The organism is Hymenobacter sp. B81, from assembly GCF_044628455.1.
GTDB lineage: Bacteria > Bacteroidota > Bacteroidia > Cytophagales > Hymenobacteraceae > Solirubrum.
In genome coordinates this window covers 1,291,005-1,306,948 of record NZ_JBIYZW010000001.1, presented here as the reverse complement: position 1 = coordinate 1,306,948, position 15,944 = coordinate 1,291,005, and the positions used below count along the sequence as shown (strand labels likewise).

Below are 15,944 nucleotides of genomic sequence, written 5' to 3'. Positions count from 1 at the left end.
AATCTGATGTGCCCCGGCAGCTGCCTAGCCGCCGAAGCCGCCGCCGCCCTGCGGGGCCGATTCGATGCGCTTGCCGGGCTTGGTGGCACCGATGTACCAGGTGAAGCCCAGCCAGCCAACGCGGGTTTCATTTTTATGCCAGGCCCGCAAATCCAGGTTTGCGGTGCTGATTTCGGAGCGGCGCTTGTCGGTGTTCAGCACGTCGGAGACGCGCAGGGTGAGGGCAGCGCGGTCCTGGAACAAACGCTGGCGCAGGGCTACTTCCAGGGCGCCCACGGCCAGCTGCCGGCCCTGGGCGGTGAGCGAGGCCGAGCGCCACCAGCCGCTCAGCTGCACGTCGAGGGTGGGGCGGGGCGTGAAGTTGCTGGTGAGGCGGGCCGTGCCGGTGAGGGCGTGGCGGTTGTTGGCCAGGTCGGCGTTAGACGCTACTTCGCTGCGGAACAGTGAGCCGCTGGCGGCCACGCGCCACCACTTGGTCAGGGGCTGGTTCCAGGTGGCTTCGGCGCCCAGGTTGGCGGTGCGGCCAAAGTTGCGGTACGACTCGGCCGTTACCACGCCCACGTTGCCGAGGCGGGTGGCCAGGGTATCGACGGCGCGCAGGCGCTGAATCACGTCCTGCGAGAAGCGGCCGAACAGGGTGCCGGTCAGGGCCGCGCCGCCTTTCAGGTTGGCCTGGTAGCCCAGCTCCACGTTGTGGCTGAACTCGGCGCGCAGGGCCGGGTTGCCGATGCGGTAGTTGCGCGGGTCGTGGTAGAGGGGGAAGGGCAGCTGCTCCATGAAGTTGGGCCGGTCGATGCGGCGGGCGTAGCTGGCCTGGATGCGCTGCTCGCCGGGTTTTTCGCCCAGGTCGCGGGCAATGGTGGCCGAGGGAAACAAGCTCAGGTAGTCGAGGTCGACGCGGCCCTGGCCGCCGCGCACGGCGCCGTGCAGGTTGGTGTACTCGGCGCGCAGCCCGGTTTGCAGGCTGTAGCCCTGGCTCAGGCTGCGCTGGTAGGTGAAGTAAGCGGCGGGCAGCAGCTCCTGGAAGTCGTAGGCCAGGGCGCGGGCGGGGTTGCGCACAAATTCGGTGGGGCGGTCGGCCGGGGCCTGCAGCTGGTCGCCGGTGCCGGTGTTGTCGGCAAACTGCAGCTTGGCGCCGGCCTCAACTTTGCCTTTGCCGCCGGCCAGCGGGTGCTCGTAGTCGATTTTGCCGAAGAACATGTTGGGGCCCACGGCAAATTCCTGGCGCTGGCTCGGGCCGCCCTGCAGGGTCTGGGTAACCGGCACGGTGGCATCGACGCGCACCCAGCCGGCATCGGCGCTCAGCTCGCGGCCTTTCTGCTCGGCCCAGGTGCGGCGGTACGAGGCGCTGGCGTTCAGCACGAACACGTCCACGTCGACCCGCTGGGTGCCCAGCTGCTGCCGGCGGCCTTCCGCAGTGTCCTGCAGCAAAAGCTGGGTATCGGAGTCCTGCTCTTTTTCCCAGGTGCCGTCCACGCTCACGCTCAGGCTTTGCTGCGGGCTGAGTTCGTAGTCCAGGCCCAGGCGCAGGGAGTGGTCCTGGTCAAGGTCGCGGCCGCGGCCCTGCTGGCTGGTGCGCACGGTTTCGCCCGAGGGCAGCACGGCTGTCTGAACGTCTTCGGAAGTGCTGGTGAAGCGCGTCAGGCGGCTGTTGTAGCCCATGTTCCAGGTGGCCGGGCCCTGGCGCCGGCTCAGGTTCAGCGTCGGCGCATACTTCTGCCCGGTGCCCACTACCAGGCCCACCTGCCCGTTGAAGCCGTCTTTGCGGTCTTTCTTGGTGATGATGTTGATGACGCCCGCTCCCGAGGCGTCGTACTTGGCCGAGGGGTTGGTAATGACTTCCACCTGGGCGATGCGCGAGGCCGGCAGCTGGTCGAGGCGCGGGCCGGGGCCGCCGTTGGTGGTGCCGGCCGGCTTGCCGTCGATGAGGATGGTCAGGTTCGACGAGCCGCGCAGGCTCACCGTGCCGTTGGCGTCCACCGCTACCGAGGGCACGTTCTGCAGCACGTTCACGGCCGTGCCGCCCACCGTGCTCAGGTCTTTCTCCACGTTGATGACGCGCTTGCCCAAATCGTTCTGCACCGTTTCCCGCTCGCCGGTCACCGTCACGCCCTTGAGCTGAGTGGTAGTGGGCCGCAGCGCCACCACGCCCAGGCTCAGCTCGGTCTGGCCGGTGGGCAGCGCCACGGCCCGGCGCAGCGGGTTGTAGCCCAGCACCGTGGCCCGCAGCACGTAGCTGCCCGGCTTCACCGATTCCAGGCGGAAAGTGCCGTTTTCGGTGGTTTGCGCGCCGGTCACCAAAGCCGAGTCGGGCAGGTGCAGCAGCACCACGCTGGCAAAGGGCAGCGCCTGCTGGTTGCTGTGGTCGAGCAGCTTGCCCGAAATAGTGCCCGGGGTTTGGGCCCGCAGGCCGAAGGGCAGGAGCGTAAGCAGGAGGCCTGAGCACAGCAGTGCCCGGTGAGTGGTAGATACCAGTGCCATAAGGTCAGGGAATGAGTTGGGGGTTGGGGCCGGGCACACTTCGTCAGCGGCCGCGGTTCCGCTGGAAGTGTCAGGCTGGGCTGGAGTCAGGGTAGAGGCCGCTGCGGAAAGGCAATAAAGTGCCGGGGCGCAGGCGGCGCCGTTGGTCTGAAGTAGGGGAGAAAGGCTGTTTTCTCTGAGGTTGATGCAAATATAAAAGCAGGTACTTTGCAACGCAAGGTACCTGCTTAGATAAGTATACGGGTAATGCCATGTAATGAATTATGTGGTTGATTATCAGGGTGAAAAAAATAATGTCCCGGCAGCGGTCGAAGTGCTGCCGGGACATTCCCCGCGTTCCAGTTCGTTGGTTTTACTTGCCGGGCTTCACTTCCTGCCCGTTGCGGAAGGTTTTCTTTTCCCGCACCGTTTTGCCGTCGGGCCCGAAGTAGGACCACACCCCGGTTTCGCGGTTGTTGCGGAACTGGCCGCTGACTTCCAGCGTGCCATCCTCGCGCAGCAGGCGGTAGGGCCCCAGCTTCAGCCCCGATTTCCAGGTGCTTTCGCCGCGCAGCTTGCCCGAGGGAAAGAACTCCTGCGCCAGCCCACTGGCCTTGCCGCCTTCGTAGAGCATCTTGTGCTGCACCTGCCCGTTGGGATGGTAGCTCAGCTGCTCGCCCACGAGGCGGTTGGCCTGGTAGGTTTCCTTGCGCTGCAACTGCTTGCCGCCGGGGTAGAAGGTGCGCCAGGTGCCCGTGCGCTGGTTATTCTTGAACTCCTGCTCTTCCTTCACGCCGCCCTCCTCGAAGTACCCGGTGACTTTCCGGTCGCGTCCCTGGTTGGCGTAGATGATTTCCTGCTCGGTTTTGCCCGAGGGGTAGAGGTATTTGGCCTGGCCGGTGAGCACGCCGTTCTTGTAGTTCTGGGTGCTTTTCAGCGCGCCGGTTTCGTAGTAGGTTTTCACCAGGCCCTCCAGGTTGGCCGTGCCGGGTGCCAGCTGCTGGGCCCGCTTGGTGAGGTCGTCACCCAGCGGGTTTTTCACTGGGCGCGTGGCAGCGGTGGCCGGCACGTAGTTGCCCTCGGTGCGCAGCTGGCCCGAGGGGTAGTAGGTGCGCATCTGGCCGCGGCCGGTTTTGTCCATGCTCACCTCGGTTTCGAGCTTGCCGTTCTCGTACCAGGTTTTGTAGCCCCCGGCCAGCAGGCCGTTGCGGTAGGTGCCCTCGCTCTGCTGCTGCCCCGAGGGGTAGTAGGTGCGCACCACGCCGTCGGGCTGGCCGTTCTGGTAGCTCATTTCGGCCTGGGGCTTGCCCGAGGGGTACACCTGCCGCACCACGCCCTGGGGCTGGCCCTTGAGCAGGGTGGTTTCCAGCTTCAGCTCGCCCGAAGGATGGTACATGCGAATCAGGCCCGTGGGCTGGTCGTCTTCGTAGCTGCCTTCCTGGGCCAGCCGACCGGTAGGGTAGAAGGTGCGGAAGGGACCCTGGCGCTGCCCGTTGCGGAACGTGACTTCGAGCCGGTGCTGGCCGCTTTCGAAGAACTCGACGTAGGCGCTGTCGGGCTTGCCGGCGCGGTAGCTGGTGAGCACCTCCAGCTTGCCCGAGCGGTAGTAGCGCTTGTAGTTGCCCTCCAGCACCGTGTCGGCGCCCACCAGGGCGTGGTAGACCTCGCGCTTGCGGGTGTGGGTGGTGTCGTAGTAGGTAGTAAGCACGCGCGGCCGCTGGGCCCAGGCCGGGACGGCCAGCAGGCCCAGCAGCAAAATCAAGAGGAATCGGTTCATGGCCGCAAAAACGCAGAAATTCTGCCAATCGTGCGAATCCCGGATTTTGGCGGATTTAGCTTCGCTGACCTTCGGTCCACGGATTCTGCAGACGATTGGACGGTTGACTGGTAGCGGGCCGACCCAAAGCCGGGAGGTTGCCGCTCCGCCTGCTGCTCGATGAGGAGCGGTGCAGAAGCAGGCCCCGGGCAGCAAAAGCGGCCTGATCAGACAAGCAAATAAAAAAGTAGTACCCCGGCAGCAAGCCAGGGTACTACTCAAAGAATCGTCGGCGGAATCCGAAAAATCCGCTCAAATCCGGCATTACAGCTTTTCCAGTACGATGCTGCTGGCGCCGCCGCCGCCGTTGCAGATGCCGGTGACGCCGATTTTGCCGCCCTCGTTCTGCAGCACGTTCAGCAGGGTAGTCACGATGCGCGCGCCCGAGGCGCCCAGCGGGTGGCCCAGCGACACGGCGCCGCCGTACACGTTCACTTTCGTGCCTTCCAGCTTCAGCAGCTTGTTGTTGGCCAAGGACACCACCGAGAAAGCCTCGTTGATTTCGTAGAAGTCCACTTTATCGGCTTCCACGCCGGCATGCTTCAAGGCCTTCGGAATGGCCAGCGAGGGCGAAGTGGTAAACCACTCCGGGGCCTGCTCGGCGTCGGCGAAGCCCAGGATGCGGGCCAGGGGCTTGAGGCCCAGCTCTTCGGCCTTTTCCTTGCTCATCAAAAGTACCGCGGCGGCGCCGTCGTTCAGGGTCGAGGCGTTGGCGGCCGTTACGGTGCCTTCCTTGATGAAAGCAGGCTTGAGGCCGGGCACCTTGGCGAAATCCACCTTCAGGTATTCCTCGTCGTCTTCTACCACCACGGTCTTGCCGCGCTGCTCGATGGTAACGGGAATGATTTCGTCTTTCTTTTTGCCGGCTTTGGCCGCGTTGGCGCTGCGGGTGTAGCTCTCGATGGCAAAGGCATCCTGCTCTTCGCGGGTGATGCCCATTTCCTTGGCCGTGTTTTCGGCCGCGTTGCCCATGGCGTAGTTGTGGTAGGGGTCCCACAGCCCGTCCTTCATCAGCCCGTCGATCATCTGGCCGTGGCCGTACTTGGCGCCGAAGCGGGCTTTGTCGAGGTAGTAGGGTACGTTCGACATGCTTTCCATGCCGCCGGCCAGCACCACGTCCGACTGGCCCAGCATGATGGACTGGGCGGCCATCATAATGGCCTTCGAGCCCGAGGCGCACACTTTATTAACGGTGGTGCATTCCACCTCGTAGCCCAGGCCGGCTTTCAACGCGGCCTGGCGGGCCGGGGCCTGGCCCAGGTTGGCCGAAATCACGTTGCCCATAATCACCTGCTGCACGTGCTTGGCATCGACGCCGGCTTTCTCGAGGGCACCCTTGAGCGCGATGCCGCCCAGCTCGGTGGCCGACAGCGACGACAGGGCGCCGCCAAACGAGCCGATGGGCGTGCGCACGGCGGAAATGACGTATACTTCTTTGGTTTGCATGAAAAAAGTAGGAGAGAAGTGGAGGGGAAACAACCTAAGTCGGCTAACCAGGGCCGCCGGCTTTGCGGGAAGCAGTAACTCAAAAGTAGCAGGATTTCCGGCGGCCTGACCGGCTGGCGGCTGGTACGGCACCATCCCGCTCGCCTGACAACCGGTACTCTACCACGCAGGTTTGCCGGCCACGGGCGGGCGGGTGGGCTTGTGCGGCAGCTGCTGCAGGTACTGCTGCTCCCGTTCACGCAGCGCATCGAGCAGCTGGCGGGCCTGCGCTTCGGTGAGGTTGAGTTGCCGCAGCCGCTGCTGCCGGGTGTTCACGCGGCTGTCGGTGGGGGCCGCGCCCTCGGTGCCCGCCCGCCCCGGCGCGCCGCTGCGGGAATCAGAGTCGGCACCGGTGCCGCGCACGGAGCCGGGCTGCTGGCCTTGCGCCGCTTCAGTGGCCGCGCCAGGGCCGCCGGCGGACTGCGGCGCTACGTCGCGGCCCGCCGGGGCTTTGGGCTGAGGTTGCGGGGTATTGGCCGGCGTCGGGGCTGCCTGCGGTTTGGGAGCCGGGGCGGACGGGGGCGGAATCTGGGGTTGAGGCGGCCGGCCCTGGTAGCGGCGCAACAGTTCGTAGTTGTAGCGCGCCTCGGCGTTGGTGGGGTTGTCGAGCAGGGCCTGGCGCAGCAGGGCAATGGCTTGCACAACGTCGCCGCGGCGGGCCGCCAGCACGGCCAGCTGCTGCCGGGCCACGCTGCGCACCGCGGGCTCGGCGCCGGTCAGCAAGCCCGAGTAGAGTTGCCGGGCCCGGGCGGTCTGGCCCAGCCGGGAATGCGCGTGGGCCAGGTTCAGTCGGAGATTGGCGGGAGCCGGCCCCAGCGTCAGGGCCTGCTCGTAAAGCAGAGCAGCTTCCTGGTAGCGGCCCCGGACATAGGCTGAGGACGCCCGCTGCACGACGGCATTGTAGTCGCGCACCCGCGTCAGGCCGTCCCACAGCCCGCCGCCCGCCAGCATCAGCACCACGAGCAGGCTGCGCATCATGGGCGAATGACGCTAACGGTGATGAGCACGTCGAGGGCCAGCAGCAGCAGGGCCGCCGCCAGCGGGTAGGCGTAGCGGTTGTCGGCCACCGACACGGTCCGCACCTGCTGGGTCTGGCCTTCGAGGCGCGAGAGGGCGCGCAGCAGCACCGGAAACTCGTTGCGCCGCTCCGACACCTCGATGTAGCTGCCGCCGGTGAGCTCGGCCAGGCGACGCAGCGGGGCCGGCTGCAGCCGGCTCACACCCGGACGACCCTGGGCGTCGCGCAGGAAGTCGCCCGAGCGGGGAATGCGGCTGCCCGCCGCCGTGCCCACGCCCACCGCGTAAAGTCGCACGCCGGTGCGCACCAGCTCCCGGATGGCGGGCTCCAGTTGCTCGCCGAAGTCCTCGCCGTCGCTCACCAGCACCAGGGCCGTGGCCCGCCGCGCTTCGGTACCAGTGGGGCGCGGTGCAGCGGCCAGACGTGTCAGGGCTAGTTGCAGCGGCTGGGCCAGATCGGTAGCGGCCGCCGGCACCAGGCGGGTGTGCAGGGTGCCCAGCAGCGTCAGTAGGGCCTGCTGATCGTAGGTGAGGGGGCAGTGCACGAAGGCTTCCGAGCTGAACACGATCAGCCCGATGCGGTCGGCGGGAAAGCGCTGCACCAGGTTGGCCAGCTCGGCCCGCGCCCGCAGCAGGCGGGTAGGCACTACGTCGGGGGCATCCATGGAGCGCGAAAGGTCGACCAGCAGCCACAGGTCCTTGCCGGCAGTGCGCACGGGCTGCCGCATCAGCCCGTAGGCCGGCCCCAGCAGGGCCACCAGCAGCAAACCCAGGGCCGCGGAGCGCAGCACCAGCTTCCACGCCACGCGCCCACTCGACTGGTCGAGCGGGCGGGCTAGCCGGCGGGTGCGCAGGGCGTAGCCGCCGTACAGCAGCAGCGCCAGCGCGCAGAGCGCGGTTTCGGCGTAAGTCCATGAATAAAGCCAAGTTGGCATACCCGCTCGCGTAATTGCCCGCCGCAGATGCAGCGGGTGCTGGCCAAAGATAAGCGGCCGTACGGGCTTGAAGGGGCATATTTTTTTTAACCAGGGCCTTGTTTTCCGATGCACCCCTGTATATTTGCTGCCCCGAAGGGCAAGCGGCCCGCGGGAAATCAACCCACGGAGAGATGGGTGAGTGGCTGAAACCAGTAGTTTGCTAAACTGCCGTAGCTCTAAAGGCTACCGGGGGTTCGAATCCCCCTCTCTCCGCGCTTGAAATGTTGAATTCTGAATGCTGAATTTTGAATTAGTTCGTTCAACCTTCATCGTTCGGAATTCAACATTTTTTTTCGGGGTGTAGCGTAGCCCGGTATCGCGCCTGCTTTGGGAGCAGGAGGCCGCAGGTTCGAATCCTGCCACCCCGACGTTGCCACGAGAAAGCCGCCTGCCCATTTCGGGGGCGGGCGGCTTTCGTGGTATCGGCCTTGCCCCGTTAGCTCAGTTGGATAGAGCATCCGCCTTCTAAGCGGACGGTCAGGAGTTCGAATCTCTTACGGGGTACTGCCAGAAAGCCTCTCCGCCGCGGAGAGGCTTTTTTGTTTGGCGCAGTTGGGCAATTTTCGCCCGGTTTGCAACCAGCGCCTCGGTGCAGGGTTCTTTCCCCGGTCGGCGCTGGCAAAGGGCCGCTACTAGCTGGCGAACGGCAGCGCTCTAGCGAAGTTCAGGCTGCTGAAGCAGAAAAGGAACCCCAGGAGCTGGTAATACGGCTTCAGGGGAACTCGCCGGGGCTCGGTGCGTACAGTAGCCGGACTTTCCCGGGGCAGTCTGCGGGCACAGTACTTTGGGAATTTCCAGTAGGCATAAACCGATTTTGCCTATATTGATGCCGCCTAGAATGCTTGCCAGGTGGGGCTTAGCGCCCTTACGGTTTGTTTTTCACTGCTTTCCTTCATTCATCCTCCTTTCCTTCACCCATCACCCATGAAGAAAATCTTACTTACGCTTGCCTGCGCCTTTGCCCTTAGCACGGCTGCTTCGGCGCAGACGCCCTACTTCGTAACGCAGGGCATCGGTGCTGCCATCACGCCCCAGAACCACATCGTTTCGGACGTGGAGGCGGTGGATGCCTCGACGGCGTGGATCCTGTTCCGCGAGAACATTGCCAACGGTACGGCCCGCCGCTTCGTGCGCACCGTGGATGGTGGTACTACCTGGACCGGCGGCCCCCTGAACATTCCTGCCAACCTGAGCGTGACCAACTTCACCGCGGTGGACGGTAACACGGCTTGGATTGCAGCCTACAGCACCGCAGGTGCCGGCGGCGGCGTCTTCAAAACCACCGACGGCGGTGTAACCTGGACGCGCCAGCCGACGGCAGCCTTCACCGGCGCCGATGCCTTCCCGAACGTGATTCACTTCTTCGACGCCAACAACGGCGTGGTAATGGGTGACCCGAACCCCCGTCCGGCCGGTGGCGTGGGCGGCTCGCTGGAAGTGTACACCACCACCGACGGCGGCACCAACTGGACCCGCGTGAGCCGGGCTCCCGTGACGACCGACGCCTTCGAGTACGGCCTGGTAAACTCCTACTTCGCACTGGGCAACACCATCTGGGCCGGCGGCTACAATGATGACGACCGCGCCGTGCGCCTCTACAAATCGACCAACATGGGCGTGACGTGGACCGCTGCTCCGACCGACCTGCTGGCGGCCGTCAACCACATTGCCTTTGCCGACCAGAACAACGGCCTGATGGCCAACGGCCTGGACCTGGTGAAAACCACCGACGGCGGCGCCACCAACACCGCCATCGGCTACACCGGTGAGTTCCGCGACGCGGGTATGGATGCCGTACCGGGTCTGCCCAACACCTACGTTGTAGTGGGTTCGCGCGACTTCGCCGCCGACAGCCTCAACGACTACGGCGCGTCTATCTCCCGCGACGGCGGCGTGACCTGGGACGTGCTCGACTCGAGCAAAGGCATGTTTGAAATCGACGTAGTGAGCCCCTCGGTTGGCTGGGCCGGCTCGTTCCTGGGTGCTACCGCAGTCAACGGGGCCGTGTACAAGCTGAACCGCTCGGTGACGCTGGCTAACAAGCCCATGGCAGCCGTGAAGGCCGACATTCAGGTGTACCCCAACCCCAGCGCCAACGGCGTGTTCACGCTGCGCAACGGCGCCGTGAACAACAAAATTGGCCGCGTGGTGGTATCCGATGCCCTGGGCCGTCAGGTGTACAGCACCAACCTGCAGGACGCCCGCGTGGCTGGTCAGGAAGCTCCCATCGACCTGAGCAAGCAGAAGGCCGGCGTGTACACCATGCTGCTGCAAACCGAAAAAGGCTCGGTAGTAGAAAAGCTGGTTATCCAGTAGTCTGCCCCCAGTCCCAGTATCAAGGCCTGCCGGCAATCCGGCAGGCCTTTTTTTGTGCCCGGCAGGGGCTTCGGTATCGTTGCGGACCGGCAGCCGCGCGGCGCCGCTGGTCTCGCCCTGGCAGGCCGGAAGGCGACCAACCGGGCGACCGGCGGTGCAGGCAGTACGCGAGCCGGCGGGTGGCCGAGGCAGCAGTAGCGGCCACCCAAACCCGACGGCAGCCCCCGCAAGTAAACCCGGGGCCGGTGGCCGGGGAAAGTCAATTCAGCCGGGGCGAAATACGGTGATTTATTTGCGGTTTTTGGGGGGCGAAAAAGGGCGAAAACATGGCGGAGAAGGGATGTTTCGGTATCTTCGCGTGTTCTACCCTAGGCCGAATCTGCGGCTGAACTTCAAGCGTCCTACATGAGCGAAATCCAAGAGAAAAAAGCCCGCAACGAGTACTCCGCGGACAACATCCAGGTACTCGAAGGGCTCGAAGCCGTGCGCAAGCGCCCGGCTATGTACATCGGCGACATCGGCGTGAAAGGCTTGCACCATCTGGTGTGGGAGGTAGTCGACAACTCCATCGACGAAGCCCTGGCCGGGTACTGCGACACGATTGACGTTACCATCAACGAAGACAACTCCGTCACGGTGCGCGACAACGGCCGGGGCATTCCGGTGGACTTTCACCAGAAAGAAGGCCGCTCGGCGCTCGAGGTCGTGATGACCGTGCTGCACGCCGGCGGCAAGTTCGACAAGGATACCTACAAGGTGTCGGGCGGTCTGCACGGCGTGGGCGTGAGCTGCGTAAACGCGCTCAGCAACCTGCTGCGCGTGACGGTGTACAAAAACGGCAAGGTCTACCAGCAGGAGTACGAGCGCGGCGCCCCGCTGTACCCGGTGAAGGAAATCGGCGAAACCACCCAGAACGGCACCCAGGTGGAGTTCTGGCCCGACGACACCATCTTCACCGACACCGTGTACCGCTACGAGACCGTGGCCACGCGCCTGCGCGAGCTGTCGTACCTCAACAAGGGCATCCGCATCAACCTCACGGACCTGCGCGAGAAGGATGAAGCCGGGGTGGCCCGCGGCGAGCAGTTCTTCTCCGAGGGCGGCCTGGCCGAGTTCGTGCAGTACCTCGACGGCAAAGAGCGCCGCGCGCTGATGCCCGAGCCCATTCACGTCGTCAGCGAAAAGGGCAACGTGCCGGTGGAAGTGGCCCTGCAGTACAACGACTCCTACCAGGAGCACATCTTCTCCTACGTCAACAACATCAACACCCACGAGGGCGGTACCCACGTGGCGGGCTTCCGCTCGGCCCTCACCCGCACCCTGAAGGCTTACGCCGACAAATCGGGTAAGCTGGAAAAGGCCAAGGTGGAAATTTCGGGCGAAGACTTCCGCGAAGGCCTCACCGCCGTCATCTCGGTGAAGGTGCAGGAGCCGCAGTTCGAAGGCCAGACCAAAACCAAGCTGGGCAACAGCGAGGTGAACGGTGCCGTGAACACGGCCGTGGGCGAAATCCTGGCCCAGTACCTGGAAGAGAATCCCAAGGAAGCGGCCATGATCGTGGAGAAGGTGATTCTGGCGGCCCGCGCGCGCATTGCCGCCAAGAAGGCCCGCGAGATGGTGCAGCGCAAAACCGTGCTGGGCTCGACCTCGCTGCCCGGCAAGCTGGCCGACTGCTCGGAGTCGGACCCGGAAATCTGCGAGCTGTACCTGGTGGAAGGGGACTCGGCCGGCGGCACCGCCAAGCAGGGCCGCAACCGCGCCTTCCAGGCCATTCTGCCTTTGCGCGGCAAGATCCTGAACGTGGAGAAGGCCCAGGAGCACCACATCTACGAAAACCAGGAAATCCGCAACATGATTACGGCCCTGGGCGTGAGCTTCGGGGTGCCGGCCGACGCGGAAAAGGGCATCGAGAAGGATGACAAGGCGCTCAACATTTCCAAGCTGCGCTACCACAAGGTCATCATCATGACCGACGCCGACATCGACGGCTCGCACATCCGCACGCTGATCTTGACCTTCTTCTTCCGCTACATGCGCGAGCTGGTCGACCGCGGCTACATCTACATTGCCCTGCCGCCGCTGTATTTGGTGAAGAAGGGCAAGGAGGAGCGCTACTGCTGGACCGAGGTCGAGCGCCAGGCCGCGCAGGAAGAGCTGGGCAAGGGCCGCCCCGAAACCGTGAACGTGCAGCGCTACAAGGGTCTGGGCGAGATGAACGCCGAGCAGCTCTGGCTGACTACCATGCAGCCCGCCACCCGCTCGCTCAAGCAGGTTACGGTAGAATCGGCCGCCGAAGCCGACCACCTGTTCTCCATGCTGATGGGCGACGAGGTGGCCCCGCGCCGCGAGTTCATCGAGAAAAACGCCAAGTACGCCAAGCTGGACGTCTAAATCACGGATGCGTCCGGATTTACCGGATTGCGGGGACGTTAATCGTCCCACGTAGTGGTGCCACGGCTCAAAGCCGTGGCACCACTTTTTTTACCCCGCCCAGCTTTTGCGCGCAAGTCCCGGCAACTTCCCCCGGACTCAGAAATTTTGCGCGGAAGCCCCGGGAATTCCCCGGGAGCAAAAACCATTGTAGAAAGGCCCGAGGGCTTCCCCTAAGCTTGGAAACCATTGTAGGCAGAGGCAGGGGAAGCCCCCGGGCGTGAAAACGATTGTAGGAAGGCTCGGGAGAAGTTGCCGGGCTCGAAAACGATTTTAGAAGGGCTCTGGAGAAGTTCCCGAGGCCGAAACCAATTGTAGTAAGGCTCTGGAGAAGTTCCAGAGCCTAAAAACGATTGTAGGAGAAGGCTGGAGAAGTTCCCGAGGCAAGAAACCATTGTAGGCCCTTCCGCTTTGCCTGGTTCCCCTCTCCGCGAGGCTTCGCGCATCAAGCGAACCGAGTGGGGGGAGGTCTCAGCAGGCCGCGCCGGGGACGCGGTTCAGTTGAGGCAGGGCGGCTTTCCGTACCGCCCGTGCAGCCTCAAGCCGCGGAAAGCGTCCACCTTTACGGCCCGGCCGACGGGCACCACTTCCACCTCCCGGCTTCAACCCTCATCCTGACACGCTATGCGACAACTCATTTCTTCCGGCTCGCCCTGGGAAGGGCCGGTGGGCTACTCCCGCGCCGTGCGCGTGGGCAACCTGGTGGAAGTGGCCGGCACCACGGCCATGGACGGCGACGTGGTAACGGGCACCGACGCCTACTCCCAGACGCGGCGCGTGCTGGCCAAAATTGCCGAGGCCCTCGGGCAGGCCGGCGCCGGGCTGGAGCACGTGGTGCGCACCCGCATCTTCGTCACCGACATCGGCCAGTGGCCCGAAGTGGGCCGCGCCCACGGCGAGGTGTTCGGAAATATTCGCCCGGCCTCATCCATGCTGGAGGTTCGCGCGTTAATTGATGACCGGCTGCTTGTCGAAATCGAGGCAACCGCCGTTATTTCGTAACTCCACCTACCCTCAAGCCGGCCGCCGCCCCGCCCGCCGGTTATGCTATGAAAATTTTCAAGTCCTCGGACCTCATCCGCAAAAGCAAATACATCAGCCGCGACCTGAGCTGGCTGCGCTTCAACTACCGCGTACTCGACCAGGCCCGCGACGACAGCCGCTCCCTGTTCGAGCGGCTGCGCTTCCTGGGCATCACGGCTTCCAACCTCGACGAGTTCTTCATGATCCGTGTCGGGTCGCTCTACAACTACCTCGACTACGGCAAGGTGCGCGTGGACTACTCGGGGCTGCGCGAGCTGCCCTTCCGCCGCAAGCTGCTCGACTTTGCCCACCGCTTCGTGCACGACCAGTCGCAGACCTACCTGCAGGAGCTGCGGCCCCAGTTCGTGCGCAACGGCTTCGACATTCTGCGCGTGGACGAGCTCACCGACGTGGAGCAGAAAAAAGCCGACGGCTACTTCAAGAACACGGTGTTCCCGCTGCTCACGCCGATGGTCTACGACTCGTACCACGGCTTCCCGCTGATGATGAACCAGTCGCTGACCTTCGGCGTGGTTACGCGCATGGGCGAGGGCAACGACGCGGGCCAGGAGCGGCTCACCTTTGTGCAGCTGCCGCTGAACCTCTCGCGCTTTTTCGAGCTGCAGCGCAAGGACCGGGTGGTGTTTGTGCCGCTGGAGGAAATCGTGCGGGCCAACCTCGACAAGCTGTTCCGCAACGTGGGCATCGAGTCGGCCACCCTGTTCCGCATCACCCGCAACGGCGACTTCACCCTGGAAGAGTCGGAAGACATCGACGTGGACTTCATCAAGGAAATCCAGCAGGGGCTCAAAACGCGCAAGCGCGGCCGCGTGGTGCGCCTGGAAGTGGAGCCCGGCGCCTCGCCCATGCTCATGCAGGTGCTGCGCGAGCGGTGGCACATCGACAACGGCAACGTGTTCGTCATCGACTCGCTCATCGATTTGCGCGGGCTCAACCAGGTGGTGAAGCACCCCAACTTCCGCGACAAGCTGCCCAAGCTGCCCACCCCGGTGGCGCCGCTGAGTTTGCCCGAGGGCACCGAGGAAAACCTCTTCGACTACCTCAAAACCCACGACGTGCTGCTGCACCACCCCTACAACTCCATCGAGCCGGTGGTGCGGCTGCTGGAGCTGGCGGCCGAAGACCCCCACGTGCTGGGCATCAAGCAAACCATTTACCGCCTGGCCGACGAAAGCCGGGTGACGGCGGCCTTGCTGAAGGCGGCCGAGAACGGCAAGCACGTGTCGGTGCTGTTCGAGGTGAAGGCCCGCTTCGACGAGGAGCGCAACATCCGCGAGGGCGCCCGGCTGGAAAAAGCCGGCTGCTTTGTCATCTACGGCGTGTCGAAGTACAAGACGCACACCAAGATGGCCATGATCATCCGCAAGGAAGGCGAGAAGGTGACGCGCTACGTGCACCTGGGCTCGGGCAACTACAACGAAACCACCTCGCGCCTCTACACCGACGTGAGCTTGCTCACCACCAACGACGTGTACGGCCACGACGTGTCGGAATTCTTCAACGTGATTACCGGCCACTCGCAGCCCGACGACTACGAGTACCTGATTACGGCGCCCAAGGACATGCGCCAGCAGCTCATCCAGCTCATCCGCGACGAGGCCAAAAACGCCAAGCGTGGCCTCGTCTCGGGCATTGTGATGAAAATGAACTCGCTGGAAGACCGCGAAGTCATCGACGAGTTGTACAAGGCCAGCAAGGCCGGGGTGCCCATTCGCCTGATCGTGCGCGGCATCTGCTGCCTGCGCCCCGGCCGCCCGGGCCTGAGCGACAACGTGGAGGTGCGCAGCCTGGTGGGTGAGTACCTCGAGCACGCCCGCCTGTTTTACTTTCACCACGGTGGCCAGCCCAAGCTCTACGCCGGCTCGGCCGACGTGATGGTGCGCTCCTTCGACCGCCGCATCGAGGCGCTTTACCTCATTGCCAACCCGCAGCTGCAGCGCGAGGGCATCAATATTCTGTACTTCAACCTCAAGGACAACTACAACACCTACCTCATGCGCGAGGACGGCGCCTACGTCAAGCGCATTCCGCTGCCCGACGAGCCGGTGTTCAACGTGCACAAGGAGTTCTACCACAAAGGCTACGGCCAGGTGCCGGCCGAGGCCCTCTACGACGAGTACCTGACCTCGAGCGTGGTGCCCGTCAGCCCCATTGTCGAGACCGAGCCGGTGTCGCCGCCCGAAGACGTGCTCATCGCCGACGAAGTGCTGGAGCTGACCAGCGCCGACATCATTCCGCTGGTGCCCACCCTGGGCGAGCCGCTGCTGCCCGGGCCCGTGCCCTCGGCCTCGGAAGCCGAAGGCGAATAAGCCCACCGGCCCACCAGTGCAAACGAAAGCGCCGCCGAACTCCAAGATTCGGCGGCGCTTCTGATTTGTGGGGCAGGAGTTCTACCTCTC

The 15,944-nt window shown here is 64.4% G+C and carries 9 protein-coding genes and 3 tRNA genes; 7 read left to right on the top strand and 5 right to left on the bottom strand.

Translation table 11 applies throughout. The features are described 5' to 3' along the window. Positions 1 to 24 precede the first annotated feature (24 nt). From ACE191_RS05875 to ACE191_RS05855, 5 genes are all read right to left on the bottom strand, one after another. Positions 25 to 2,481 carry an outer membrane beta-barrel protein gene (locus ACE191_RS05875; RefSeq protein WP_400191254.1) on the bottom strand — a complete coding sequence of 819 codons (2,457 nt, stop codon included), beginning with the start codon at positions 2,479 to 2,481 and terminating at the stop codon, positions 25 to 27. Between the two features lie 352 nt (positions 2,482 to 2,833). Then, entirely contained in the window at positions 2,834 to 4,237 is a 1,404-nt protein-coding gene (locus ACE191_RS05870) for a toxin-antitoxin system YwqK family antitoxin (protein ID WP_400191253.1), read from the bottom strand. A gap of 303 nt (positions 4,238 to 4,540) precedes the next feature. Next, the gene (locus ACE191_RS05865) at positions 4,541 to 5,722 is read right to left on the bottom strand and encodes an acetyl-CoA C-acyltransferase (protein ID WP_400191252.1); all 1,182 of its coding nucleotides are present in this window, start codon (positions 5,720 to 5,722) and stop codon (positions 4,541 to 4,543) included. Between the two features lie 159 nt (positions 5,723 to 5,881). Beyond that, positions 5,882 to 6,739 (bottom strand): tetratricopeptide repeat protein, encoded by an 858-nt coding sequence (locus ACE191_RS05860; protein WP_400191251.1) that lies wholly within the window; start codon positions 6,737 to 6,739, stop codon positions 5,882 to 5,884. Continuing rightward, positions 6,736 to 7,713 (bottom strand): VWA domain-containing protein, encoded by a 978-nt coding sequence (locus ACE191_RS05855; protein ID WP_400191250.1) that lies wholly within the window; start codon positions 7,711 to 7,713, stop codon positions 6,736 to 6,738. Before ACE191_RS05855 ends, ACE191_RS05860 begins: the two co-directional genes overlap by 4 nt. A gap of 167 nt (positions 7,714 to 7,880) precedes the next feature. On the opposite strand from ACE191_RS05855, the gene ACE191_RS05850 reads away from it, so the two are divergent. The 7 genes from ACE191_RS05850 to ppk1 all read left to right on the top strand — a co-directional run bounded on the left by ACE191_RS05850 (position 7,881) and on the right by ppk1 (position 15,854). Then, positions 7,881 to 7,968 (top strand) — tRNA-Ser (locus ACE191_RS05850). An 81-nt stretch (positions 7,969 to 8,049) separates the two neighbouring features. Beyond that, a tRNA-Pro gene (locus tag ACE191_RS05845) sits at positions 8,050 to 8,123 on the top strand. A gap of 62 nt (positions 8,124 to 8,185) precedes the next feature. Beyond that, positions 8,186 to 8,259 (top strand) — tRNA-Arg (locus ACE191_RS05840). 420 nt (positions 8,260 to 8,679) lie between these two features. After that, positions 8,680 to 10,071 (top strand): T9SS type A sorting domain-containing protein, encoded by a 1,392-nt coding sequence (locus ACE191_RS05835; protein WP_400191249.1) that lies wholly within the window; start codon positions 8,680 to 8,682, stop codon positions 10,069 to 10,071. A gap of 405 nt (positions 10,072 to 10,476) precedes the next feature. Continuing rightward, positions 10,477 to 12,462, top strand: coding sequence for a DNA topoisomerase (ATP-hydrolyzing) subunit B (gene gyrB / locus ACE191_RS05830; protein WP_400191248.1), 1,986 nt, complete (start codon positions 10,477 to 10,479; stop codon positions 12,460 to 12,462). A gap of 663 nt (positions 12,463 to 13,125) precedes the next feature. After that, entirely contained in the window at positions 13,126 to 13,503 is a 378-nt protein-coding gene (locus tag ACE191_RS05825) for a RidA family protein (protein ID WP_400191247.1), read from the top strand. Positions 13,504 to 13,550: 47 nt separating this feature from the next. Next, the gene (gene ppk1 / locus ACE191_RS05820) at positions 13,551 to 15,854 is read left to right on the top strand and encodes a polyphosphate kinase 1 (protein ID WP_400191246.1); all 2,304 of its coding nucleotides are present in this window, start codon (positions 13,551 to 13,553) and stop codon (positions 15,852 to 15,854) included. The last annotated feature ends 90 nt before the right edge of the window (positions 15,855 to 15,944 follow it).